The 23857-nt window shown below is 43.5% G+C and carries 23 protein-coding genes; 9 read left to right on the forward strand and 14 right to left on the reverse strand.

Features of this window, described 5'->3' with window-relative positions:
* Positions 1–163 precede the first annotated feature (163 nt).
* The 6 genes from AB9H30_RS09360 to AB9H30_RS09385 all read left to right on the forward strand — a co-directional run bounded on the left by AB9H30_RS09360 (position 164) and on the right by AB9H30_RS09385 (position 7359).
* The gene (locus AB9H30_RS09360; RefSeq protein WP_371194400.1) at positions 164–1573 is read left to right on the forward strand and encodes a wax ester/triacylglycerol synthase family O-acyltransferase; all 1410 of its coding nucleotides are present in this window, start codon (positions 164–166) and stop codon (positions 1571–1573) included.
* A gap of 165 nt (positions 1574–1738) precedes the next feature.
* Positions 1739–2128 (forward strand): phasin family protein, encoded by a 390-nt coding sequence (locus AB9H30_RS09365; RefSeq protein WP_371194401.1) that lies wholly within the window; start codon positions 1739–1741, stop codon positions 2126–2128.
* A gap of 275 nt (positions 2129–2403) precedes the next feature.
* On the forward strand, positions 2404–4059 hold the full coding sequence (gene fadD / locus AB9H30_RS09370; RefSeq protein ID WP_371194402.1) for a long-chain-fatty-acid--CoA ligase FadD: 1656 nt from the start codon (positions 2404–2406) through the stop codon (positions 4057–4059).
* 91 nt (positions 4060–4150) lie between these two features.
* Entirely contained in the window at positions 4151–5599 is a 1449-nt protein-coding gene (locus AB9H30_RS09375) for a wax ester/triacylglycerol synthase family O-acyltransferase (protein ID WP_371194403.1), read from the forward strand.
* Positions 5600–5619: 20 nt separating this feature from the next.
* The gene (locus AB9H30_RS09380) at positions 5620–6399 is read left to right on the forward strand and encodes an esterase/lipase family protein (protein ID WP_371194404.1); all 780 of its coding nucleotides are present in this window, start codon (positions 5620–5622) and stop codon (positions 6397–6399) included.
* Between the two features lie 45 nt (positions 6400–6444).
* Entirely contained in the window at positions 6445–7359 is a 915-nt protein-coding gene (locus AB9H30_RS09385; RefSeq protein WP_371194405.1) for an alpha/beta fold hydrolase, read from the forward strand.
* Between the two features lies 1 nt (position 7360).
* On the opposite strand, the gene AB9H30_RS09390 is transcribed toward AB9H30_RS09385, so the two are convergent.
* From AB9H30_RS09390 to AB9H30_RS09405, 4 genes are all read right to left on the reverse strand, one after another.
* Positions 7361–8347: an alpha/beta hydrolase gene (locus AB9H30_RS09390; protein WP_371194406.1), complete on the reverse strand. Its 987-nt coding sequence runs from the start codon at positions 8345–8347 to the stop codon at positions 7361–7363.
* Positions 8348–8718: 371 nt separating this feature from the next.
* Positions 8719–9501, reverse strand: a complete 783-nt coding sequence (locus tag AB9H30_RS09395) for an SDR family NAD(P)-dependent oxidoreductase (protein ID WP_371194407.1) — start codon at positions 9499–9501, stop codon at positions 8719–8721.
* 122 nt (positions 9502–9623) lie between these two features.
* Positions 9624–10229 carry a hypothetical protein gene (locus AB9H30_RS09400; RefSeq protein ID WP_371194408.1) on the reverse strand — a complete coding sequence of 202 codons (606 nt, stop codon included), beginning with the start codon at positions 10227–10229 and terminating at the stop codon, positions 9624–9626.
* A 67-nt stretch (positions 10230–10296) separates the two neighbouring features.
* The gene (locus AB9H30_RS09405; protein WP_371194409.1) at positions 10297–10644 is read right to left on the reverse strand and encodes a phasin family protein; all 348 of its coding nucleotides are present in this window, start codon (positions 10642–10644) and stop codon (positions 10297–10299) included.
* Between the two features lie 163 nt (positions 10645–10807).
* Between AB9H30_RS09405 and AB9H30_RS09410 the strand changes: the two genes are divergently transcribed.
* A complete protein-coding gene (locus AB9H30_RS09410; protein WP_371194410.1) occupies positions 10808–11440 on the forward strand; it encodes a TetR/AcrR family transcriptional regulator in 633 nt (210 codons plus the stop codon).
* A gap of 63 nt (positions 11441–11503) precedes the next feature.
* Here the strand turns inward: AB9H30_RS09410 and AB9H30_RS09415 are convergent, their stop codons facing one another.
* From AB9H30_RS09415 to AB9H30_RS09440, 6 genes are all read right to left on the reverse strand, one after another.
* Positions 11504–12172, reverse strand: coding sequence for a hypothetical protein (locus AB9H30_RS09415; RefSeq protein WP_371194411.1), 669 nt, complete (start codon positions 12170–12172; stop codon positions 11504–11506).
* 125 nt (positions 12173–12297) lie between these two features.
* Entirely contained in the window at positions 12298–13470 is a 1173-nt protein-coding gene (locus AB9H30_RS09420) for a hydroxymethylglutaryl-CoA reductase (RefSeq protein ID WP_371194412.1), read from the reverse strand.
* Between the two features lie 195 nt (positions 13471–13665).
* Positions 13666–15129, reverse strand: a complete 1464-nt coding sequence (locus AB9H30_RS09425; protein ID WP_371194413.1) for a wax ester/triacylglycerol synthase family O-acyltransferase — start codon at positions 15127–15129, stop codon at positions 13666–13668.
* A gap of 863 nt (positions 15130–15992) precedes the next feature.
* Entirely contained in the window at positions 15993–16712 is a 720-nt protein-coding gene (locus AB9H30_RS09430; RefSeq protein WP_371194414.1) for an esterase/lipase family protein, read from the reverse strand.
* A 355-nt stretch (positions 16713–17067) separates the two neighbouring features.
* Positions 17068–17199, reverse strand: coding sequence for a hypothetical protein (locus AB9H30_RS09435; protein WP_371194415.1), 132 nt, complete (start codon positions 17197–17199; stop codon positions 17068–17070).
* A 308-nt stretch (positions 17200–17507) separates the two neighbouring features.
* Positions 17508–17720, reverse strand: a complete 213-nt coding sequence (locus AB9H30_RS09440; RefSeq protein ID WP_371194416.1) for a hypothetical protein — start codon at positions 17718–17720, stop codon at positions 17508–17510.
* 504 nt (positions 17721–18224) lie between these two features.
* Between AB9H30_RS09440 and AB9H30_RS09445 the strand changes: the two genes are divergently transcribed.
* Both AB9H30_RS09445 and AB9H30_RS09450 read left to right on the forward strand, forming a co-directional pair.
* Complete coding sequence (locus tag AB9H30_RS09445) at positions 18225–18686, forward strand: SRPBCC family protein (protein ID WP_371194417.1); 462 nt, start codon at positions 18225–18227, stop codon at positions 18684–18686.
* A gap of 72 nt (positions 18687–18758) precedes the next feature.
* A complete protein-coding gene (locus tag AB9H30_RS09450; RefSeq protein ID WP_371194418.1) occupies positions 18759–19982 on the forward strand; it encodes a trans-acting enoyl reductase family protein in 1224 nt (407 codons plus the stop codon).
* Positions 19983–20045: 63 nt separating this feature from the next.
* On the opposite strand, the gene AB9H30_RS09455 is transcribed toward AB9H30_RS09450, so the two are convergent.
* The 4 genes from AB9H30_RS09455 to AB9H30_RS09470 all read right to left on the reverse strand — a co-directional run bounded on the left by AB9H30_RS09455 (position 20046) and on the right by AB9H30_RS09470 (position 23829).
* Positions 20046–20285 carry a hypothetical protein gene (locus AB9H30_RS09455; RefSeq protein WP_371194419.1) on the reverse strand — a complete coding sequence of 80 codons (240 nt, stop codon included), beginning with the start codon at positions 20283–20285 and terminating at the stop codon, positions 20046–20048.
* Between the two features lie 203 nt (positions 20286–20488).
* On the reverse strand, positions 20489–21997 hold the full coding sequence (locus AB9H30_RS09460) for a tryptophan halogenase family protein (protein ID WP_371194420.1): 1509 nt from the start codon (positions 21995–21997) through the stop codon (positions 20489–20491).
* Between the two features lie 56 nt (positions 21998–22053).
* Positions 22054–23070: a cupin-like domain-containing protein gene (locus tag AB9H30_RS09465; protein WP_371194421.1), complete on the reverse strand. Its 1017-nt coding sequence runs from the start codon at positions 23068–23070 to the stop codon at positions 22054–22056.
* A gap of 30 nt (positions 23071–23100) precedes the next feature.
* A complete protein-coding gene (locus tag AB9H30_RS09470) occupies positions 23101–23829 on the reverse strand; it encodes a SapC family protein (RefSeq protein ID WP_371194422.1) in 729 nt (242 codons plus the stop codon).
* Positions 23830–23857 lie beyond the last annotated feature (28 nt).

Below are 23857 nucleotides of genomic sequence, written 5' to 3' on the forward strand. Positions count from 1 at the left end.
GGATTAAATATCTCGATAAGGGTCAACGCAGCAAAATGTTCGGTACATGTTGAATATGTTTACTCCAACTCGCCAGAATCTAATTTAGCGAATAAAATTGAAAAAGCCGTCTTGCTATGCATACACTAAGGCATCCCAACTTTAGTGTATTGAGCGAAATATCATGTCAAACAAATTAAACGCGTTGGATCTGGCGTTTTTGTCTTTGGAAAAGCAAAGCACGCCGGTCAATGTGGCCAGCTTGGCTATCTTTGAAATTCCAAAAAACTACAAAGGCAATTTCCCCAAAGATTTATTAACGAAGCTTGAGAGCCAGCCACCAGGTGCACCGTTTAATCAGAAGCTAAGCTCAGTGCGCAGCGCCGCATTACCGAGTTGGGAAATTGATGAAAATTTTGATATTCACTATCATGTGCGCCACTCGGCGTTGCCAAAACCCGGCAAAATGGAGGATTTACTTGAGTTAGCATCGCGTCTGCATAGCCGACTGCTAGATCGCGAGCGGCCTTTGTGGGAATTCCATTTGATTGAGGGTGTAGAAAACAATCAATTCGCTTTGTATATGAAAATGCATCATGCTGCGATAGACGGCATGGGCGGAATTGAGCTGATGGAAAACTGTTTGAGCTTGGTTGCACAAGATGAAGTGAAAGCACCTTGGGTCGGGGTTCCAAAGTACCAAAAAATGGCCACACAAGAGTCTTTAGGCTTAAAAGAAAAAACCACCAAATTTGTCGAGAAAGTAAGTTCTAGCAGTAAGATGGTCCAAGACTTATCGAAGATGTTTATGGGGCAAGGTCTTAAAGCGGTAGGGATTGATAAAAATACCTCCCCAGTGCCGTTTAGTGCGCCAAAATCTTTGTTTAATGTGCCAATTACCGGTGCTCGCCGCTTTGCCGTTAAAAATCTCTCCCTGGCAGAATTAAAAGCACTAGGGAAGCAAGCCAACGCGACGGTAAACGATATTGTGCTGGCGCTTTGTTCCGGCGCACTGAGAAAATATATGATGGATAAAGGCGCGCTACCCAAAAAATCGTTGATTGCTTCAGTGCCGGTTTCTGTGCGGCAAGTGAATCGCAGCGGTAATCAAATTACCTACGTAATTGCTAATTTAGCAACCAACGAACCCGACACCATGACTCGTCTTAATTTGATTGGCCAGTCGACTCAAGATGCCAAAAGTGAACTGGTAAACGTCTCTACCGATGCCGCTACGAACTTTGCAGTAATGGCCCAAGGGGTTGTGGCAGTTCTGAATCAGTTGAACTTATCGAGCATTACTCCACCGGCGGCGAACGTCACGATTTCAAATGTACCAGGACCGCGTCAGCCTCTTTACTTTGGCCAAGCTAAGCTTAAAGCTACCTATCCTTTGTCGGTATTAATTGACGGTCAATCGCTAAACATCACCGTGGTTAGCTATTGTGATTCTATCGGTTTTGGCTTAATGGCGTGTCGAGATACCATTGGGGATGTGCAAGTCATTGCGGATTATATTGAAGAGGCTATTGAGGGAATTAAAGGTGGAATTTATTTACGCGATTTAATGCTCGAGCAAAAAAACGCTAAGTAATTTACAGCGAATGGGGTCTGTAGGCCCCTAAATTTAAGGTGATCGCAAATTAAAAAAAATAAATTAAAAATAATATGTAATTAGTATGCGATTTCTAATTTATATCTCTAGTATTCATCCTATCAAGGCAAAACTATTTTATTTAACAATTACAGGATGAACATTATGACTAACATTGACAGAATTAAAGAAACAGCGACTACTGCAGAAGAGATGGCTCGTAAAGTATGGTTAGCTGGCTTAGGCGCTTACGGTAAGGGCTATGAAGAATTAACAGGTCGCATCGAAGCACTTTCAACTGATTCAAACAAATTCTTTGATGAGCTAGTAGCAAAAGGCGAAAAGCTTGAAGCTGAAGGTAAAGTCAAAGTAGGCGAAGTGAAAAACGACGTTGTTGCGAAGACTGATTTTGAATCACGCATTCAATCAGTGCGCGGTAAGCTTGGTTTGAACAATCAAGACAACGATCAAAAAATTGAAGAGCTAAGCGCTAAAATTGACGCATTGACCGCAGCAGTGGCTAAATTATCAGCTGCGCCGGCAACTAAAGCGTAAGTTTTACTGCATTTAGCACAAAAAGAGAGTCTTATGACTCTCTTTTTTTGTCTCCGTATTAGTGAAAAACCGCGTTGCATAGCCCTCAAATGCTGACGGTACTCCAACTCATATACAGCTTGTTTAGGTCTCTGCCAATTGTTAATAAATTGTTGATATAATTTCCCATGGTTTTTAGGTAGACTCAGATAAGGTTTTTAACTTAATAAAAATAATAAGTCTGCTGCTGTGCCTTACCTAAGGTTATTGCTTAAAGTCGACTGTTTGGAGGCACAGTGGAAAAAATCTGGTTAAAGAATTACGACCCTCGGGTTCCCGCAGAAATCAACCCTCAACGTTATTCATCGATAGTCGATATTTTTGAGCAGTCTATTGCAAACTATTCGGCTAACGTTAGCTATATCAATATGGGGAAAAGCATCACCTTTGCTGAGCTAGATGGGCTTTCACGAGATTTTGCCGCATATTTACAACATTCAGGGTTAAAAAAAGGCGATGCGATTGCGATTATGATGCCCAACCTGATCCAGTATCCTGTTGCGCTGTTTGGTATTCTGCGCGCCGGTATGACAGTTGTGAATGTAAACCCTCTTTATACGCCAAGAGAGCTGCAGCACCAGTTAATCGACTCAAATGCAAAAGCCATTGTGATCATTGAAAACTTTGCCTGTACTTTGAGTGAGGTGATCAAAAATACGGCCATTGAAACGGTGTTGCTAACATCGCTTGGGGATATGCTGTCGCCGCTCAAAAAATTAGTAACGAATTTTGCCGTTAAACATATTAAAAAAATGGTTCCGGCCTACGACTTGCCTTCTGCGAGAACATTCTTAGGAGCATTAAAGCAAGGCCGCAAGCTTAGCTATGAGCGCCCTGAAATTACCGGTGAGGATCTCGCGTTTTTGCAATACACAGGGGGCACTACAGGTCTCTCCAAAGGCGCTATGCTCAGCCACCAAAACATTGTTGCAAACTTAGAGCAAACTTCCACCATATTAGAAGGCTTCGTTGAACCTGGCAAAGAGCTAGTTGTTACCGCTTTACCGCTCTATCATATTTTTGCATTGCAAGGTAACTGCTTGACTTATATGAAGTTTGGCAGCCCTAATTTATTGATCACCAACCCTAGAGACATGCCCGGTTTTGTGGCTGAGTTAGCCAAGTATCCTTTTACCGTCATAACCGGGGTAAATACCTTGTTTAACGGTTTATTGAACACCCCAGGATTTTCGGATTTAGATTTCAGCAAATTAAAGTTTGCTTTAGGCGGCGGGGCTGCAGTGCAGCGACCGGTTGCCGAGCGCTGGCAGCAAACAACAGGGCTTGTGTTATTAGAGGGTTATGGCTTAACCGAGTGTTGCCCAACCGTAACGGTAAATCCGCCGCAGTTAAAAGCCTATAAAGGCTCTATAGGCATGCCTGTACCATCTACTGAGATTAAACTGGTCGACGACAGCGGTAACGAAGTTGCCATGGGTGAAGCCGGTGAAATGCTGGTGAGAGGCCCGCAGGTCATGAAAGGGTATCTCAATCGTCCAGATGCTACCGACGAAATGATTGTAGACGGTTGGTTAGCAACCGGCGACATTGCTACCTGTGACGAGGACGGTTATTTTTATATCGTGGATCGCAAAAAAGATATGATTTTGGTATCTGGCTTTAATGTGTTTCCAAACGAAATTGAAGAGGTTGCGGCAATGCACGAACACGTGCTTGAGGCCGCTGCAATTGGCATACCTCACGAGTCTTCAGGCGAAATTGTCAAATTAGTCGTGGTGCGTAAAAGCGAAGAGTTGACGCCAGAGCTGTTAATTGAGCACTGTCGCATACACCTAACCGCTTATAAAATTCCTCGAAAAGTAGAGTTTATAGACGAGCTTCCAAAGAGTAATGTTGGCAAAATTTTACGTCGAGAACTAAGAGACAAATAGCACTAGTTAGCGTCGCCCTTAGCACAATGATGAGGGTGATTTAAATAATCAGTAAACGAGCCATGCGTGTGCGCATTTCAAGGGAGAAAAAATGGAAGAATTATCGGGTTTAGATGCTTCCTTCTTGTATCTAGAAACACCAAAAGTGCCTATGCATATAGGCGGTGTTGCGATTATTGAAGGCTCATTAAAGTTTGATGATTTTCGTCAATTTATTCAAGAAAGGCTGCATACCGTTGATAAGCTCACGCAAAAATTGGTCACGGTGCCCATGAGTTTAGATCGGCCCTATTGGGTGGATGATCCCGATTTTGATTTAAACCAGCATTTGCACCGCACCTCTCTGCCTCGCCCAGGTGGATGGAAAGAGCTACGCTATTTGGCGTCGCGTTTGTTCTCTCAACAGCTTGATCGGGACCGACCCCTATGGGAATTTATCTTTGTAGAAGGCTTAGATTCGATCCCTCAAGTTCCAAAAGGCTCCGTAGCCCTTATCAGTAAGGTCCATCATGCGGGCTTTGACGGAAAGTCGGGCGCAGACCTAATGACAATGCTTTACGACGTCTCGCCGACACCCCGCAAAGTTCCGCCGCCGCCTGATAAAGTGGTCGAAGAAATACCAGGTGCAGTTGGCCTTATGGCAAAAAGTGCATATAACTTTATTACCCGTCCGACAAAGCTGCCGGGTTTATTGTGGGATACGGGAAAATCCACCTTGAAAGCCGGGTATTTAACCCGCAGCCCCGGTGTAACGCTACCAACCTTGCCATTCAGGGCGCCAAAGACGCGTTTTAATGACACGGTTGAAGCAGCACGAGTATGGAATTCTGCAATATTGGACATTGGCCGAGTTAAGGCCTTACGGCAGGTGGTAAAAGGCGCGACATTAAACGATGTGATCCTTGCTATTTGCGCCGGTGCGCTGCGTCGATATTTACTCGAAAAAGACGAATTACCAGACAAACCGTTAGTGGCCATGGTGCCGGTTTCAACAAGAACCGATGAAGAAAAAAACGCCATGGGCAATCAGGTGTCAGCGATGTACGTGCAGTTAGCTACTGATCTTGAAGATCCAATTAAGCGCTTAGAAAAAATCCATCAAAATACGGTGATTGGTAAGCTGTATCAAGACGCCATTGATGCGAAAAGTTTAATGGGTTACGCCGAGTTAATTCCATTTGGATTAGCCGGTGTGGCTGCGCGATTTTATTCTCGTGCGGCGGTCGCGAAGCGGCATAATCCGTTTTTTAATGTTGTGATTACCAATGTGCCGGGCCCACAAATTCCTTTGCATATGGCCGGACATAAATTAATTGTGAATATGGGCACAGCGCCAATCTTCGATGGGATGGGCCTGATTATGCCCATTTGTAGTTACAACGGTACGATTTCAATTAGCCCAACTAGTGCGGTCAACTTAATGCCAGATTTAGACAGTTTCACTCGATATATTCGTGAAAGCGCTAACGAATTGGAACAAGCAGCACAAAAAAAATTCAACGAAACCGACGTTCTCAAAAAGTTTTTAGAGCAAGATTAACTCATCTTTTAGGAAGTACTATGAGTGTAGATGCACCAATATTAGAGTTACCAAAACCATCTTTGTTTAACATGATGACAGAGGGGCGAGGCCTTTTTGAATTAGGCGTAACGGGCATGTTAATGCCTTATTTGTCGTTAGCACCAAAAGGCGATAACCATCCGGTTATGGTGTTGCCGGGCTTTATGGCCAGTGATGTCAGCACTAAACCTTTACGTGCATTTTTAAAATTTAAAGGATATTGCACCTATGGTTGGGGTCTTGGAAGAAACTTAGGCACTGAAATTGTGGGTGGCGCTCATGTATTAAGTGATGCACTAATCGATCGTGTTATTACACTGTCGTTGAAGCACGACAGAAAAGTCAGCTTAGTAGGCTGGAGTTTAGGCGGTATATTAGCCAGAGAGCTCGCTCGCTTGCTGCCGGATCATGTACGCCAAGTGATTACCCTTGGAAGCCCGTTCAATGGCCCAGGCGGCTCAGCACCGATGGTGTCAAAATTATTCGATATGATTAACGGAGACATCGTTACCACCAACCCACAGGTATTGACTAACATGTTAAAACCGCCTCCCGTGCCTTCATCTGCCATTTATTCTCGCAGCGATGGCGTAGCCCATTGGAAGGCCTGCACAAACATGCAGATTAACCCTGAGGATCAGGCTGAAAATATTGAGGTGCGAGGTAGTCATTTAGGGCTTGGACATAATCATGAAGTCATTTGGATTGTTGCAAATAGATTGTCGCAAAGTGAAGGCACATGGGAGCCCTATCAAAAGAAATCGCAGAAGCATGAGTAAACTATTTTCTAACAGTAAAACCAAAAAATAAGGTCAATTTAAAGAATGACGAATGATGTAAGCCACCATGTGGCTCAGCAAGTAGAAGCGAATGGTTTACAGATAACTTATGATAGTTTTGGTGAGCTGGACAACCCGGTTATTGTTTTAATTATGGGCTTGGGTACCCAGATGATCCATTGGAACGATGATTTCTGCCAATTATTAGCGCGCAAAAACTTCAGGGTCATTCGCTTTGATAACCGTGATATTGGAAAAAGCAGCTGGCTGACAGATTACCCAGTGCCCAGCGTATGGCATTTTATCGGCAATGCCTTGTTCAACAAAAAGGTTAACGCACCCTACTTGCTTGATGATATGGCAGATGACACCTTGGCCTTAATGGATGCATTAGACATTGACCGCGCGCATTTGGTAGGTGCTTCAATGGGCGGAATGATAGCGCAGTGTGTCGCTTTAAAATGTCCTGAAAGAGTGAGCAGTCTGACTTCAATTATGTCAACTACAGGCAATCGGTCTTTACCAAAAGCGAAGACAAAGGTAAGCGCTAAGCTGCTAAAGCCCCTTGCTAAAGATGTTGAAGCTTATGTTGCGCAAAGTTTAGATGTTTGGAAAGTACTGCATGGTGAGCATTATTCATTTGACAAAGTTCGAGTTGAAAAAGTCTTACGTGAATCACGTGAGCGCGGATTTAACCCAGAGGGCGTTGCTCGCCAATTAAGTGCGATTATTGATTCACCCGACCGAACTGAAGCGCTTAAGAAGCTACAAGTACCTAGCTTAGTGATTCATGGCGATGCTGATGTATTGGTGCCTGTTGAGTGCGGTATTGCCACTGCTGAAGCGATACCAAATGCGACCTTAAAGATACTCAAGGGCATGGGGCACACCCTGCCGATGCAGTTGTGGCCGCAAATAGTCGATGATATTTGCCAAGTTGCAAAAGCAGGCAAAGGATAAACTAATCTTTGTCTTCAGTTCTTTTTGGTTGCTGAGGCCAACTTGAGCCAATTTTCTCTGCCTCTTCTCGATAAAAATGACGAAGCCCATCGCTGATGATTCTTGGTGCGACTGTGTAGTGGTTTTCGTCTGAGTATATTTTGCTATGTAATTGCAGGCCAGTGTAATTTCTTAATGATAGGCGTTCAATAAAACGTGCAGTCCCACTTAAAATGCCACCCACATTTAGGAACCACTCGTTACCTTCTGCACCTCCAGCTCCAACATAAAGTTGAGTGGGGAGCTCGCTATTTTCTCGCGCGTATGCTGCTTCTAGTTTGAAAACAGAGTCGTCTACATTTGCCATAGCCGGTGAGCCAATTATCATACGATCAAATGCGCTAGGACGTGAAAACAATGTATAGCCTGCAAGCAATCCCCCAAGAGAGTGACCATGCAAAATGTGATCATCTGCAAAACGCAGTTCTTGTGCGAGCTCAAGGCGTAGTTCGTCTGCCAAAAATGCTAGAAAATCTGCCGCCCGATGCGGATATTCTGGAAGTGGAACCGCCTCCTTAAAAACTTGAGAATGTAGCCCAGGGGCAGCAAAGCCCTCTCCTGGCGGCGAGAATTCAATGATTCTTCGCCCAACGCCAGCTAGGCCTGCTTCCGAAGGGCTTCCGACACCAATTACAATCAGCTCTGGTATAAAGTTACCCGCTACCAGTAAATCAACAGTAGCGATAGCTGTGCGCGTCATAAGAGGGTCGTCTAACACCCATAAAACAGGATAAGACTTGTCTGGCAACTGTTTATAAGAGGCGGGTAATGCAATGGTTACAGCATGTGGGTATTCAAATTGTGATGATTGATAAAGACGTGTATCCAGTATTTCCATGTTGGCTCTTGCGTTTGGTACATAGGCCAATTGTGGGTTGGCAATAGTGATAGATGGAGATAACACAGCAAGCAGGAATAATGTAAAAGTGTTTTTGAATAGTGATTTCATGTGAAAACCAGCCTTAAACAATGAGAAAAGTTTCATTCAGTTCCATGATATTTTGTTTAATACAAATTCAAAATATACCATCTCCAAGAACATTTGAGATTTCACAAATGTAAGCATTTGTTACGCTTAACATCAAGTCTAATTGATTATTTTTTCTGTAGGTCAATATGCAAAAATGCACCTGCAAAACTGTTCAGCATTTTCCCAAAGAAGCTCTCAGAACTACTATTAGTGAAAGGCGAGTTGTCTAAAGGTAATACGCCTTTGATTAACCCGACCATGCAACCGTATGCCAAGGTACTCAAATAAGCTCGTATTGATACGACACTACTATTGCATTTGACTATCATTGGTCCATGTAAAATACACGCTTATTTAAAGCGTGCAAATATACCGTTTACGCCGCGTACCATCCATCTTGGGTAGTGGGTTGCCCATTGCACCAAAACTTTATTTGCCAATTTGTCTAAAAACACAACGTCGCCTTTCATACATGCTTTATAGGCTTGGCTAGTAAGTTCAATCGGATCGGCTTTGAGGAAACTAGGAATATATTTTTCAAATCCTTCAGCGTGATCAAGCATTTTAGTATTGGTCATACCGGGGCACACGCAGGTAACGCTTACGCCGGTTCCTCTTAGCTCTTCGGCAATGCCCTCTGTAAATGACAATACAAAGGCTTTACTGGCGCCATAAGTCGCAAAATTTGGTGTTGGCATAAAACTAGCGATAGACCCTACATTCAGAATTTTACCCTTGCCGCGTATGATCATAGGACCAATAAATTCATAGGTCATGTTTACTAAGCTTTGAATATTGAGCTGGATCAGGCGATTTAAACCATCTATATCGCAATGGTGAAGTTTTTCAACTTGCATCATACCCGCGTTATTTACCAAGATGTCGATTTGGAGCCCGGCTTTTTTGATGTCTTCAAAAAGTATTTTGGCGGCATCAACTGGAATCAGATCAACTGGAAATACGTGTACTTCAATCGCAAATTTTGTTTTGAGCTCTAAGGCTAATTCTTGCAGTTTTAGGCCGTTTCTCGCCACGAGGACTAAATCATGACCGTTCTTAGCGAAGGTTTCTGCAAAGCTTCTGCCAATCCCTTCAGATGCGCCGGTGATCATTACTGTTTTATATTTTTGCATTGTCTAGCCTTGTAATCTTAATGACTGCGAATTGTGTGTGCTTTTTACGTGAAAAAACGGGCCTATTGGCCCGTTTTATGTGTACATTTATCTGGCTGTAGTGACTTACATCTAACTACAGTTTACTCACCTTTACTAGTGTCAGCGTCTTTTTTCGCTTCAACTGCAGGCGTGCTTGCTGCTTTAGGCGCTTTTGTTCCAGCTGTTTTAGGCGCAGCCGCAGCTTTCGGAGCAGTTGCTGCTGATGCTTTAGGCTTTGTTGCTACCTTAGGTGCTGCTTTAGTTGCTGTTTTTGGCTTCGCTGCGGCTTTAGGTGCCAATTTTGCAGTGCTCTTAGGCGCTACTTCAGCTTTAGGCTTGGCGGCTGCTTTACGCTTTGCAGGAGCCTTCGGTTTTGCAGCATCGGCATTGCGTTTTTCAATCAAGGCAACCACGACAGTAGTGAGCTGATCAACTTTGGTCGTTAACAACGCTAACTTTTCTTCGTCAGAAGAATCCGAGCCCATACCTAACAAGCTCTTACCTTTTGCCTGTAGTGCATCTTTGGTCTCATTAATCTTAGACTGGATTTCTTCGCCGCGCGAAACTAACTCGCTGTAAAGGCTGTTTGATTTTTCTTGTGCAGCATCAATTGATTTTGCAAGTGCTTCTTTGCTGTTATCAATAGAGCCTAAGCCTGCTAACCATGTATTGCGAGCCATATTTTCTAAGGTTTCTTTAGTTGACATGTTTGTGTCTCCTGTATATTGCGTTTTGCGTATAACCCAGTGATGAGGGTACTCGCTAGAATGTCGATTAAGAAAGTTTGCTAACCGCTTGAGTTAAGGCATCAACTTTTTGTGTCAATTCGTCAATCTTGGTTTCAGTTTCTGAATTATCAAGACCAAGCTTTTTGCGTACTTCTTCTACACGTTTTTCTACGGTCGTTTTTTCTTTGATTTTAACTTTAGTGTCTGCTTCTAGCTTTTGGCCTTTAGACACTAACTCTTCAAACAAACGAGTCGTTTCCGTGTTAAGCTTTTCATACTGGCTTTGTATTTCTTCAAAACTTTTTCCGTATGCGCCTAAACCAGCCAACCAAATTTTGCGAGCAATTTCTTCTGCAGTTTCTTTGGTGTTGTTTATTCTTTCTAAATTCGTCATATGTACTCTCCAAAATGGTAAATAAGCTTGGGGCGATTGCCTGATGGTGCGAATATAGACAAATCGATTAGAAAGCGCATACTAAAAACACAGAAAAATTCGTTTATTTAAATTTTGTTTGTTATTCCGATGTTGGGGTGACGTGTATTGGAGCCTGTGGACCTTGAAGACCGCTGACAAAATATTATTAATTAGTCTCGATTTATTTAATAGCCAAGGCGAGCGCAATATCACTAGTGTCGATATCGCCAACGAATTAGATATCAGCCCAGGCAACCTCTATTACCATTACAAAGGCAAAGACGACATTATAAATGCCTTAGTCGATAGATATGTGGCGAAGATAAATGATATTCCCCAGTCCTCAGGCAACAATGAAGATTTTTATAAATATTTATTCTATTGTTTGGATACGATGTATTTGTTTCGATTTCTTTTTCAGAACATCGCTGAGATTTCAGCACAATATCCAGCCATCAATACAAAACTTCACCGATTGGCCAAATTTCAGCGCCAGTATTTGCGCAAGTGCTTGTGTGAGCAACAGCAGGACGGCACCTTAATTGGAAAAGACGCCGATATTGATTTATTGCTCGATATTATTAGTTTAACGATGTTTCAGAGTTTGAATTATTATCAAATGCAGGGGCTTTCATTGAGCAACCCAGATATCGTCTATAGAACCTTGATGACTATTTACTTCAGTTTGCAGCCTTACTATCAAGAAAACAGTCAAACCGCCAAAATAAAATCGGCGATCATCAATAAGACCCTTATTAGGCCTGACTCAGCGTAGTAGAAAAGTTAGGAGAATAGCGCCCAAAATTGTATTGTGACGCAATAAGAGGTGTGCTCTGGATTAAGGTAGCTCCAAATCAGGTATTTCGGGCAGTGGGTTTTCATTATCTGTGCTGGCGGCAAACAGTGCTTGCATCATCTGCCTTTCTTTATTCACTATCGGATCGATAAAGTCGTGCACATTGCCTAGTTTTTTGAACGCTTTGAATCCCGTTTCTAAAAATTCGTGCAAGCTTTGCACGCCAGCAACTTTCGCTGGTTTTCGAGACAACATTAAGATTGCTGAAATACCTGAGATTTTGACTACTTGCGCCAAATCGAGCCCAAGCATTTCTAACAGACTAATTTGTTCTTCTCGTTTTGACTGGTTATTAGATTGCCGATAGCATGCAAAGTAACTATCACGGTTGAGCGGTTGATTTTTTAGCTCGTGCAAAAGTGTCATATCAAGTTCAAGTGAAAGGCAATTTAGCCTGAGCGCAGCCTCCAGCGAGAGCATGGCTTTATCGGGTATTATTTTGGCCATTTTGGGTACAACACGTGCGAGCTCTTTGTCACGCTGACTAAAGTCCTTTGGGCCATATATTTCATCAACGAAAAACTTCATTGCAGGTTTAAAGCGCTTTGATTCCCATAAATCTTGATGGCTTACCAACAGTCGTTTTGTTTGCCATGCTTGTAACTGTCGAACATTGTGACTCAAATTCTGTTGAGCGATGTGTTGGTGCATTCGTTCGGTTTCTTGCAGGTGAAGTATAATGTTATCTAGCGTTTTCGACATAGTAAGTATTTACATTGTATTTTTGTGAGTTAAAAAAGCCCGGAAAATACCGGGCTAATACAGCTTAATTCTTTTTAGCGGTTTCGACCCATTTGGTCATGGCTGCTTACCCAATGCCCCGCAATAACTGCGCAGCCCAAAGAGATATCTCCGGCAAGTACCGTGGCCGCCACAATTTCAGCAAACTTGTTTGCTTTACCTTTACCTACACATCCGAGCATTTGTAAACACTCATTTTGCGTAGGTAAACCAGTACCGCCACCAAAGGTTGCGACAATAAGTGACGGTAGCGTGACCGACATATACAAATCGCCATTATCAAGCAATTGATGAGAAAGCATACCGGCGTGAGATTCAACCACATTGGCTTCATCTTGCCCGGTTGCGATGTACACTGAGGCAATTCCGTTAGCGGAGTGCGGTCCATTATAAGCCGCACCGGCCATTAGCGCGCCGGTATTTGCTAAGGTTGTTGCACCGGCAAGCATTTTGGTATCGACTTTCATGACTTTGGCGAGGACATCTTTTTTCAATATAATTTCAGCAATTACACGCTTACCGCGAGAATGAAGCATATTCAAATGTGAGTGCTTCTTGTCGGTGTCCATATTGCCCGAGAGCATATAAAAACACGGAATGGGGGAATTAGCCTTGATCCATTCGCAGGCAACTAAGGTTGCTTTACCAACCATGTTTTGACCCGCAGCATCGCCGGTGGTGTAGTTAAAGCGTAAGTACTTGGTTTTTGAAACCGACCACTGTTGAATGTGCTCCAATTTGCCAACACGGGTAGTGGTTTCTGAAACGGCTTTTATTTGGTCAAAGTTCTCTTCTACCCAAATCCCAAAGTCCCGGGCTTGTCGGGCATCGTCAAAAATGAAGGCTGGAGCGCGTTGCATCCATCCCTCAACGACAGTCGTTTTAACGCCGCCGCATTCATTTATTACGCGCATGCCTCTGCTATAACTGGCCACCAAAGTACCTTCAGTGGTTGCCATAGGCACATAAAAATGACCTTGAGCATGTTCACCATCAATATGCACCGGACCGGCAACACCAACAGGCATCTGTACAATACCGATAAAATTTTCTACGTTGCCAGGTAAGACGCTGGTATCAATGCTGTATTGTCCAGTATGCACCAAATCTGCGCCGGTTTTTTCTTTAATGAAATCTCTGCGAATTTTGGCCATTTCATCGGTATGGTCGTTTTCTGCGTTGCGTGGAATGCGCATATCGTTGCTCATTTTATTTGGTCCTATATTGTGGTTTTTGTCTTGATCCATTTAAAGCAAGACATCCGCTTCGTTCTTAACGAGTCATTAATATACACAGTTAAGTTGAAGTAAAACAATGAAAATAACAAATATTTAACAAGTTCTCTATCAATATATTTATATATCCTGCGACCCTCATTTAGGATAGCCTGAGCACAAATGTTGCTACTTGCTGAGCACCGCAGGCGTCTCGCCATATGCATTTAGACTTAGCTCTAGCAAATCTTTGTATGCATCGGTCATATGCTGCGCCAATTCGTGGATATCGGGCATCAGCTTTTGACATGAAATTATTCCAAAATCGAGCCAGCCGTTGTAACTCTGTAAAGTAATATTCAGTGCCATGCCGTGATAGGGAATGGAGACTGGGTATATGCTCACTTGCTTCGCTCCCGCAAAGTATAAAGTCACATTCGGCCCCGGTACGTTTGAGATCAATACGTTGGCAAAAGGCGGCAAAGAGTTTGCGACTCTGGCTCGGGTCAATGTTGAAGCAATGCTGCTAACCAGCCAAGGTGCGCCTATCGATGGAAAATCGGTCGGTACTATCGACTTTACGTCTGACATAAGCGTTTTCGCATGCGTCGACGAGATGTTGATTGCTTTTAATCGGGCGAGGGGATCTTTTACTGTCGTTGCCAGGCTCATGCGCACGATGGATACTTGATTACTAAGTTCGGTATTGCCCTCAGGACGCACGCTCACCGGTATTGCGGCTAGCATGGGGTCTTCTAAACTGAAGCCTTCGTCTGCAAAATAGCGCAGCATACCTTCGCCTGATATCGCCATTACCACGTCGTTAAGACTGACATTGTTCAGTTTCGCAATCTTTTTAGAATCGGCATGCGGAACCGAAAAACGGGCAAAACTGCGCTGATTGGTGATCGTCGCGTTAAGTGGTGTTTTAGGCGCCAGCCAATTCATTCTCTCGGCTTTGCTGCCATCTGGATTAATGCTAGGTTTAAGCATGCTGTAGGCTTTTTTAGACCACTTCGGCAAATTTTTGGTTAATTTGACCGATTGACTAATGTTATGCATCACGCCTGATGCGGCTAATTCGGCGATGCCATAGTTATCACCTTTACTGGACTCTCTGCGACGCATTCGTTTTTTAGGTTCGCGCGGCACGGCCGTTACGTCCATGATTGCTTCCATTAGAACTTGTCCACCCATGCCGTCGAGTGCTGCGTGGTGCATTTTTGAGTACAGTCCAACGTAGCGTGTGCCCTCAGGTAAATCTTTAGGTACAGGCAAGCCATCGAGTATATGCATTTCCCATAGCGGGCGGCTACGATCAAGCAAGCTTGAGTGTAATCTTGCAATCAGCTTATCGACAGTGTTGCGGGTCGCGGGTGGCGGCACAATCACGTGCCTGATGTGATATTCAATATCAATGTCTTCATCCAATACCCAAATAGGATTGGCGATATCAAAGGGCATATTCACAAGCTTTCTTTGGAAGATGGCGGCCATGTGCATGCGCTCTTGAATATGCGTTCGCACATCGAGCATGAAATCTCCCGAATAATCGGCAGGTAATTCTAAAATGGCAAGACTGCCAACATGCATGGGTGTCTCGGGCGATTCCAAATGTAAAAAGGCTGCGTCTGAGCCGCTTAGGTGATCCATTCCGGTACTCTTTGGGTTGTTGCACTGCGGTTTAGCGGGTGCACTTTGCGATAGGCTTCTACAAACACTGTGTTCAAGCATGCAAAGTAAAATTTACGATGCCACCAAAATAACGCTAATCGATATGTAAAGCAACCATTGGCCCAAGAGCTGTGCCATAGAAAAATAGAGAGCGCGATGCGGAGGGTTTTTTCCTAATGGCTCAATTGTAAAATGTGACGACAATTATATGTATCAATGCCGGTAAGCGGATAAATACTGCCATCGACAAGAAGATCTTGTCGTATTTAGGCAATTAAAGATAAGCCATCACCGCCAACAACAGCGCATTTCTGAATGAGGCTATAGGACAGACAGTGATATTTGCTAATTTTTTCTAGTATTCATAAATGAATAAACACAAAGCTATCTTCAAATTTAGCTGTCACAAAGGCTAGTCAATAGTGGCAGTTGACCTGATAGTCAAACCACTTATTTCCTGTTTGCCCGCATGAACTTATTGCCCTGCCTTGAAATTGTATCTGAATTATTGAGGCATTATCCTCCAATAAAAATCCTCCAATAAAAATCCTTCAATAAAAATTCGCTAATAAAACCGAATTAATAGTACGGTTTTAGCCCTTTCTATCTCTCATACGAATGTAGAATATAATTCCAAAAAGCAATATCGCGACAGGGATGAGGGCCAAAATAGGTTGGCCAGACATGGCTAGTTCACCTGCTTTGAATACCCCAAAAACGGCTGTTTTATTACGTTACGAAGACTGGCACCGATTTAAGCCAAATCCAAAATATCCCTACACTTATAAAACCTATTCGTTCAATTTTGAGACATGCCAATAATGAGGTATTTACAATTTGTATTACTTATCGGCAGAAAGCGTTTGCGCAATAATCTTCCAAACTTGGGGGTTAACGCCCAAACCCAAGTGTGAGCTCTTTACTTCGATATTTTTAGCGTGTTTGTTGTAAATATCGACAGATGCTTGCCAGCCAACGACACCGTCAGTTTTGCTATAAATTGAGGTGACTGCTTGTGTAAATCCAATGCTGTTGCGCAGGTGCACATCAATTTCAAAGGCGTCTATGTCGATATCATTGGCGGCTACATATCGTTTGCCTATGGAGGTGAATTTTGGCCCGCCAATGATTGGGGAGCCTAGGGTAATGACTTCTCTAACAGTGTTAGGAAATAACCTAGCGGCCTCACGCGTGATTATTCCGCCTAAACTCCAGCCGATTAAGGTAACTTTTTGTCCATCTAAGGCAGCTTGGATTGACTCAGCCCTCGCACCAAGCCGGAGCATATCGGTATTCACTCTGCCTTTATTGCGACCCATTTCAGAGTAATACACGCTGTAACCCAAATAACTTAGATAGCTGCCTAAAGGGCGCATCGACGTGTCGCTAGCCATATAACCAGGCACTAATAGAATCGGCCTACCGTCGCCTTTAGGAGCTTTTGATAGCGCATGAACACATAAGCCTAGAGAGGCAAATTCTAATGGTGCCCTAGCCTCAAGCAATATGCTTAGCAAACTGGGTTTTTCACATTGCGGTGGGGCGCTATTTAGTGTTTTCAAATCGTTCTCTCTTTGGCTTACTATTTTTACTCTCTTAAGCACGCTAAGATCAATGATGAGGATGATGTTGCTATTAGCTTATGTATGCTCGCCAATCTTAAATGGTGGCGCGAATTACTTTGCCCCAACTGTCGGATGATAACGGGCCAGACAGCGACAACTCAGTCTTATTGTGAAGGCTTAACTCAACCAGCAAAATACTGGAACTCTTAGCAGCACAACAATCCGAAAACATAAACGACATCCCTCTACACCAATGTGTTGATAGCAGCGCAATATTACCCTGCGGTTTGCGGTACTCGCATTTAATCTACAAGTAACACATCTGTTTTATAAAATGGTGTTTTGTCCATCGCTATCGGATATATGACAGGATCACCCGCGCACCACTGCCAGCAATTACGGCAATATTCTCGCTATTCATACCCAATAAATTCAGTTCAGTTTCCGAATCTTCATTCGAAAAGGTGTATACAGGTCCATCCATGCGTTGCTTCCTTGTCTAGTGCATATTATTACTCGCAATAAATAATTACTTGCAATAAAAAGTCTTAAGTTAGTTTCTTAAGTTAGTTAAGGTGACGGGCAATTTTGATTACGAGTTCACCAAAAATAAAATTAATAATCGTGCATATGGCTAAACCGATATGATCAATCTGATCAAAAATGAATAGTAGGGTTGCGAATAATATTGCTAATAGTAAGACACTGCCGTGTAGTCGTAAAAAAGTTGATACCATTGTGGTTATATCCTTAGTTAAAGACTACTTCCTAAAACGAAGGTAGTCAGATTAATTACTTCCCGGCAATTGACATTGCAATGCCGCTTGAGAAAAGCGATGCGCCAAAAGCTGCAAGTGCAACAGATGTGCGGATTCCTGGTACAAACAGTAAACCAGTAAAGAAGATCGAACTCGCTAATGCACCGCCATATCTGGCATCGTTTGAAACACTTCCACTAGAGACAAGTTCTATTTCGTCTTGTGTTAATTCATTTCTATCAATCATTGTAATATCCTTATAAAGTAAATTAGCTAATACATTTTAGCTAATAAGAAAATACCGCTTTATGTCACTTAACTAAACTTTACTTAAATACTATTTTTTGGTCTGCGTATCTGGTTTAACCAATCATGCGTGCCCAATTTTCCTATTAAATACTCCAATATTTCTCAACAGCGCAATCAATGGTGCTAAGCGCCCGGTAACCGCATCTATTTTTCCACCTTAAATTTGTTATCCTATTTTTCTTGGGCATGCAAAATGAATATCCCTCGATGACTAGCCATCTGAAAACAAGCAGGTCTAACGTTAAACGCGAGCCAGCAATATGCTAGTTAGAAATCATTACATTACAAGCACGCATATTCCAATAACATTCTGTTTAGCACTTATGTTACCGTCGTTTTATCTATATTCAGCCGAACAGTCTGATAGACTGCTCAAATAGGACGTTTTCATATATTATTTACTGATAGGCGCGGTAATTGCGACTCTACCTAAGGACACACCATGACTGTAAAAGTAACTATTGATTTAACGCGGAATTTTACTGTTGCTGCTGATATTGAAACGGTATTTTCTCTTTTATCTGATGTTCCGGCATCCGCAGCAAACTTTCCAAAAGTGCATGCGATAACCGAGTTGTCAGAAAACGTGTATAAGTGGGAGATGGAAAAGGTCAATTTAGGGGCAAGTTCAGTACAAACAAGCTATGCATGCCAATATATAGCCGACAGCACCGCAAAAACCGTAACCTGGACGCCTATTAAAGGCGAGGGAAATGGCATTGTATCGGGTCAGTGGGCCTTGGCTGAGCAGGCGAATGGCACCGATGTTGCCTTTACAACCAAAGCAGAGCTTACGCTACCTCTACCTGGGCTGCTGAAATTAGCCATTAGCCCCGTGGTCAAAATGGAATTTTCGGGCATGGTCGACACATATTTGGGCAATATCAAACGCGTATTGGCATAGCCCTTTGCACGATTTCGATTTTTAGCAGAATTTTTCGCAATACCTTACGCAATACCTTACAAGGATTCATTCATGCAGCAATACGACATTATATTATTTGGCGCGACCAGCTTCGTCGGAGAGATTTTAACTGGCTACATGCTTGAAAAATATCCAGTGGGTGGTGACCTAACATGGGCCATTGCTGGTCGCTCAGAAAGTAAGTTGTCAACGCTGAAAGCCTCTTTTGGCAGCGCGGCAGAGGCGCTCACCGCTATTGTTGCCGATACCAGCGACCAAGCAAGTGTTGATGCAATGGTCGGCTCAACAAAAGTGATCATTTCTACCGTTGGTCCTTACGCCTTATATGGTGAGCCGGTGGTTAAATCATGTGTCACGCAGGGCACTGATTATTGTGATTTGACGGGTGAGCCCCAATGGATTAAAAAAATGGTCGACCGGTATGAAGATGCCGCTAAAATCTCTGGCGCACGTATTGTACACAGCTGTGGTTTTGACTCCATACCCTCAGATTTGGGCGTGTACTTCTTGCAAGAAATTGCCAAGGAACGCTTTGGTCAATATTGTTCGACCGTTAAAATGCGCGTAAAAACTATGAAAGGCGCTGCTTCTGGGGGCACAGTAGCCAGCATGATGAATATGATCAAAGAGGCAACCAAAGATAGAGAGTTACGCAAACTCCTAGTAAACCCTTATGCGCTTTGCCCGCCTGATCATCCCTTTAAAACCAAGCAAATTGACTTAAAAACCCCTGCCTATGATAACGATATGCAGGCGTGGGTCGCCCCGTTTGTAATGGCGGCGATTAACATTCGGATCGTGCACCGTACAAACTCCTTGTTGGCAAATCAATATGGCGAAGACTTTCGTTATGATGAAGCCATGATCACCGGCAAAAGTATATTGGGAGGCGTTGGTGCAACTGCGTTTTCTGCGGGAATGGGTGGTTTTATGCTGGCAGCCGCTATTCCTCCTAGCCGTTGGTTGATGGAAAAAACTATACTGCCGAAGCCAGGTGAAGGGCCTAGTCCTAAAGCGCAGTTAGCCGGTTATTACGATTTACGTTTTGTTGGCAAAACTCACGATGGACAAACCATACGTTGTAAAGTCAACGGCGACCGTGATCCAGGCTATGGCTCGACGGCTAAAATGCTTGGCGAATCGGCAGTTTGTTTGGTTAAAGATATTAGTAAAACGGACAAAGCCGGCGGCTTTTGGACACCGGCGAGTGTTTTTGGCCATACGATCATAGAGCGCTTAGAGGCCAACGCAGGCTTGAGTTTTTCAGAAGAGTGAAGTGCAGATTATACTGCCGCATTGCTTGCGGCAGTATGAATGTTTAGTAGACGCAAACGCCGACTATTGGCGCTTCAAAGAACGATAACCATATTGTACAACAGACACAATTTTGCCCGTTGCATCGCGCTCGAAGCTAATTGGCTCAGCCAAGGTACCATCCGCACGCTGTTTGCGAAAAGTGTCGCCCTCATCGTGTACCCATGTTTGTATATTTCCAGTAACATCATCATCAAAAATGTTAATAGAAAACAGCCCATTTTCATTCACACCAATATAGCTATCATCGTCATAATTAGGCACGTAGTAAATACCTTTTGAAGTCTTGCAAAGAAATGCATGGTGTGGCGTACGTTCGTTGTTCGGGGGGGGATTAAAGTTACATTGCACATAGATTCAGGTAAAAACAGTAAGCAAGTTTTCTATCAGAATGCTTGTTTCGTTAAGACAGGTCCTGAACTACAGCTTACTCACTGAGAATAAGCTGGGCCTTCAAGGTCTCAATACTATTTGCCTAATGTGCTGACTGTTGACGGGCAGTATCGCTTAATAAAATCATTATGATCAGGCCATGACTGAACTCTCTTTTTAACTGCGCCGCTAATGGTGTCTAAGAAGCGTTTTAGCTCATCATCTTCCATCATATCCACAATTGGATGATATTGCTCTGGCATGAGGCCTTGGCCCATCATTACCTGTATCCAAGAAGTTTCACCAAATAGCTCCTCGTCTTTTTTAAATACCTGCCCGCTTTCTTTAAAAAGCTTCATGCGGTGTTTCAGAGAGTCTGGCACATCCATATTTTTGCAGTAACGCCAAAACGGAGTGTCGGCGCGCTCGGTTAAGTGATAATGCAGAATAATAAAATCTTTTATATTTTCGGCTTCTTCTTTTGTTTGCGCGTTATATTCCTCTACATCCGATTTATTTATCCCTTGAGAGGGGAACATCTGCAATAAGCGCACAATGGCACGCTGAAATAGGTGAATACCGGTGGACTCTAATGGCTCAATAAAACCCGACGATAGGCCCATCGCAATACAGTTTTTGTTCCAGTACTTTCTGCGCTGACCGGTTTTAAATTTGATTACCCTCGGTTCGTTGAGACGCTCGCCGTCAATATTGTTAAGTAAAATTTGGGTGGCTTCGTCATCAGACAGGTATTTACTACAAAATACTAGGCCATTTCCGGTGCGGTTTTGCAGCGGAATGCGCCACTGCCAACCAGCATCTCTAGCGATGGCTCGGGTATAGGGAATTGGAGCGCTAACGGTTTTGGTTTGCACTGCTATTGCGCTGTCGCAAGGCAGCAAATGGCTCCAGTCGTCATAGCCGGTATGTAAAGCTTCTTCAATTAACAAGCCTCTGAAGCCTGTACAGTCAATAAATAAGTCACCGTCTACCACCTCGCCGGAAGCTAGTGTCAGTGAATCAATAAAACCACTTTCGTCATCTAAGTTAACCTTGGAGATTTTGCCTTCAAGCCTTTTACCGCCATACTTTGCGGCAAGGTTTCTTAGATATTTAGCGTAAAGGCCGGCATCTAGATGATAAGCATGGTTTAGTTCTTGTCCTTGCTGTACGGCAAATCTGCCTTGTCTTGCACCTAAATGCTCAGGCACATAATCGCCAAGTTCAGAAGCAATCCCGCGCTGTTTGCCTTTTAACCAAAAATGCTGAAAGCCGGCGGCCCAGCAACCTTGGCCTAAAAAGCCGAAAGAATGCAAGTAGTCTTGTTTAACATCACGCCAGTTTTCAAACGCAATGCCGAGTTTAAAGGTGGCGTTGGTGGCCGCCATAAACTCTTGTTCGTTAATACCCAAGAGCTGATGAAAAATATGTAGGGTCGGGATGGTGGCTTCACCCACGCCCACGGTAGGAATGTCGTCAGATTCAATCAGCACGACCTCAAGATGTTTACCGATCAGCTTTGAAAATGCAGCTGCCGCCATCCACCCGGCAGTTCCACCACCTGCTATCACTACCTTTTTAATTTTTCTGTCTTGTTTGTTCAAAATACAACCTCAGTACTCATCGTGCCTGCAAGCGAATCATCAAACTTACTTTAGGCTCATTGTTTTAACCTATTTAACAGGTAGGCTCTTAGTTTTCTTGCAGCCATTTCATCAAGTGGTTTTGACAATATTCCTTTTGCTTCGTCAGGAATATAATCCATATCGTTATCGTCATGATCAAATACATAGTGGTCAAAATGCGCTTTCCATGCCTGTCGTTGCTCTTTAGATAAATCACGTAAACTGAGCATCGCCAGCATTAATGCATTATTGGGACTTCCCATAAAAGCTGGGCTATCTCGCCACCAGTGGGTAACCAATACATTAAAGGCCTCAAAGCTCTGTACATGATGCCACCACATGCCGGGTAAAAATAGTGCGTCTCCGGGTTCGAGTTCAGCGACTTGAGCAGAGGCTAACGCTTCTTTGAATTTTGGGAATTTTTCAAAGTCTGGCGCATCAAAATCAACTACGCTGATGTCTTGTCCGCCGGGCGCGAAGCCCATTGGGCCTACATACAAATTGGCGACTTGCTCAGGCGGAAATAATGTGAATTTTCGTCGTCCTACAGCGCAGCACGCTAAGTTATTCGGAAAGTCGTAGTGTGCGGCTATTTTACTGCGGTTGCCTATCCATATAGTGGTGAGTGGATGAAGATGGTCTATTGACGCATTATTTTGCGCAGTGTAGCCCGGTAAACATCCATTTATCTCTGTTGAACCTACATACACTGTTGGCGGCGCAGGATCGTTAACATGAGAAAGAAGTTTGTCTAAGACCTCGTTCAAATTTACTTTGGCGCTACTAAAATTGAAACCCGTCATATTGCTGTCGTAAAACACTCGACCTTTATTTTCAGGCTCACTAAAACTTACATTGACAGGATTGCCTGAATAAAAACCGCGCAGATAATCGGCCGCCTTAGTTGCAGACTCTTTACCTGCTGACACTATGGGCCAATCGTTAGCAAAGCCTCTAAGAATCAGGGGCTGGCTTGAGTTGAAGACAAAATCAGGAATGTCACCAGGTTTGCAGTGATTAATTTCTTTTACTTTTTTGTCTATTGTTAACACCAGAATCCCCTTAGCCTATGCTTTACAACGCTACAGACCAAGCTGCTGGTTTTTGCGATTCAACAAGCCGCGGATATTAGACTGTGACGCTATCGCCATGTAGATGGCCTGCAAGTAACCTCTGGCGTGCAAAGAGGCAAGGGTTTGTGCGTCTAACTCATTTAGTTTCTCTTCGCATATGGTGTAAAACCCGCTCATTTGGTGCTTGCTCGCGTCGTTTAGCTCTAAATCTAAGGTGAAGGGCTCAAGCAGCTCATGCTCAAGCAACAAGTCGATAAACGTTTTGCTATCAACTATGCCGTGATGGATCGCCTCGAGCATATCGGCGATTGCGTCTAAATAGGGTGTATTGCTACCGAACTCCAAGAACAAAGCTTCACCGTGTTCTAGATTAACTCTAGGGTGGTCCATATCGATGTGCAGTACGCGCTGCTCTTTTTGTTGTCCGTCTTCATTTACGGTTTGCTTGCCAATCAAAAATGGTTGACGAGCAACAGTAAGCGGAATATAGGCCGCATCCCATTTTCCATTTTGTAAAAACAAGTTCTCTTGGTCTTGAAAACCAAACATGGCGACTGCAAAAAACTGCCCGGTATTTGGGTCTTTGTTAAAGAAAATTGGATAATAGGCTTGTGCACTTCTAAACTCTGCAGGAAAAGTTAGGCTATACCATAAGTTGTCACCGTATTTGGGCGAGCGCTCGGTGATCACTTTTACATCTTTATGGTCGATACTGTTGAGTAATACGTTGTTTGCCATCTTGTCCTAATTTCCTTGTTGTTGAACG

It is taken from the genome of Glaciecola sp. SC05 (assembly GCF_041380235.1).
In the GTDB taxonomy this organism is placed as follows: Bacteria; Pseudomonadota; Gammaproteobacteria; order Enterobacterales; family Alteromonadaceae; genus Glaciecola.

Excerpts from the sequence above, each read along its gene's own strand:
- AB9H30_RS09360 (WP_371194400.1), top strand. The coding sequence starts at position 164 with ATGTCAAACAAATTAAACGCGTTGGATCTGGCGTTTTTGTCTTTGGAA.
- AB9H30_RS09365 (WP_371194401.1), top strand. The coding sequence starts at position 1,739 with ATGACTAACATTGACAGAATTAAAGAAACAGCGACTACTGCAGAAGAG.
- AB9H30_RS09375 (WP_371194403.1), top strand. The coding sequence starts at position 4,151 with ATGGAAGAATTATCGGGTTTAGATGCTTCCTTCTTGTATCTAGAAACA.
- AB9H30_RS09380 (WP_371194404.1), top strand. The coding sequence starts at position 5,620 with ATGAGTGTAGATGCACCAATATTAGAGTTACCAAAACCATCTTTGTTT.
- AB9H30_RS09385 (WP_371194405.1), top strand. The coding sequence starts at position 6,445 with ATGACGAATGATGTAAGCCACCATGTGGCTCAGCAAGTAGAAGCGAAT.
- AB9H30_RS09390 (WP_371194406.1), bottom strand. The coding sequence starts at position 8,347 with ATGAAATCACTATTCAAAAACACTTTTACATTATTCCTGCTTGCTGTG.
- AB9H30_RS09395 (WP_371194407.1), bottom strand. The coding sequence starts at position 9,501 with ATGCAAAAATATAAAACAGTAATGATCACCGGCGCATCTGAAGGGATT.
- AB9H30_RS09400 (WP_371194408.1), bottom strand. The coding sequence starts at position 10,229 with ATGTCAACTAAAGAAACCTTAGAAAATATGGCTCGCAATACATGGTTA.
- AB9H30_RS09405 (WP_371194409.1), bottom strand. The coding sequence starts at position 10,644 with ATGACGAATTTAGAAAGAATAAACAACACCAAAGAAACTGCAGAAGAA.
- AB9H30_RS09415 (WP_371194411.1), bottom strand. The coding sequence starts at position 12,172 with ATGCACCAACACATCGCTCAACAGAATTTGAGTCACAATGTTCGACAG.
- AB9H30_RS09420 (WP_371194412.1), bottom strand. The coding sequence starts at position 13,470 with ATGAGCAACGATATGCGCATTCCACGCAACGCAGAAAACGACCATACC.
- AB9H30_RS09425 (WP_371194413.1), bottom strand. The coding sequence starts at position 15,129 with ATGGATCACCTAAGCGGCTCAGACGCAGCCTTTTTACATTTGGAATCG.
- AB9H30_RS09435 (WP_371194415.1), bottom strand. The coding sequence starts at position 17,199 with ATGGATGGACCTGTATACACCTTTTCGAATGAAGATTCGGAAACTGAA.
- AB9H30_RS09440 (WP_371194416.1), bottom strand. The coding sequence starts at position 17,720 with ATGATTGATAGAAATGAATTAACACAAGACGAAATAGAACTTGTCTCT.
- AB9H30_RS09445 (WP_371194417.1), top strand. The coding sequence starts at position 18,225 with ATGACTGTAAAAGTAACTATTGATTTAACGCGGAATTTTACTGTTGCT.
- AB9H30_RS09450 (WP_371194418.1), top strand. The coding sequence starts at position 18,759 with ATGCAGCAATACGACATTATATTATTTGGCGCGACCAGCTTCGTCGGA.
- AB9H30_RS09470 (WP_371194422.1), bottom strand. The coding sequence starts at position 23,829 with ATGGCAAACAACGTATTACTCAACAGTATCGACCATAAAGATGTAAAA.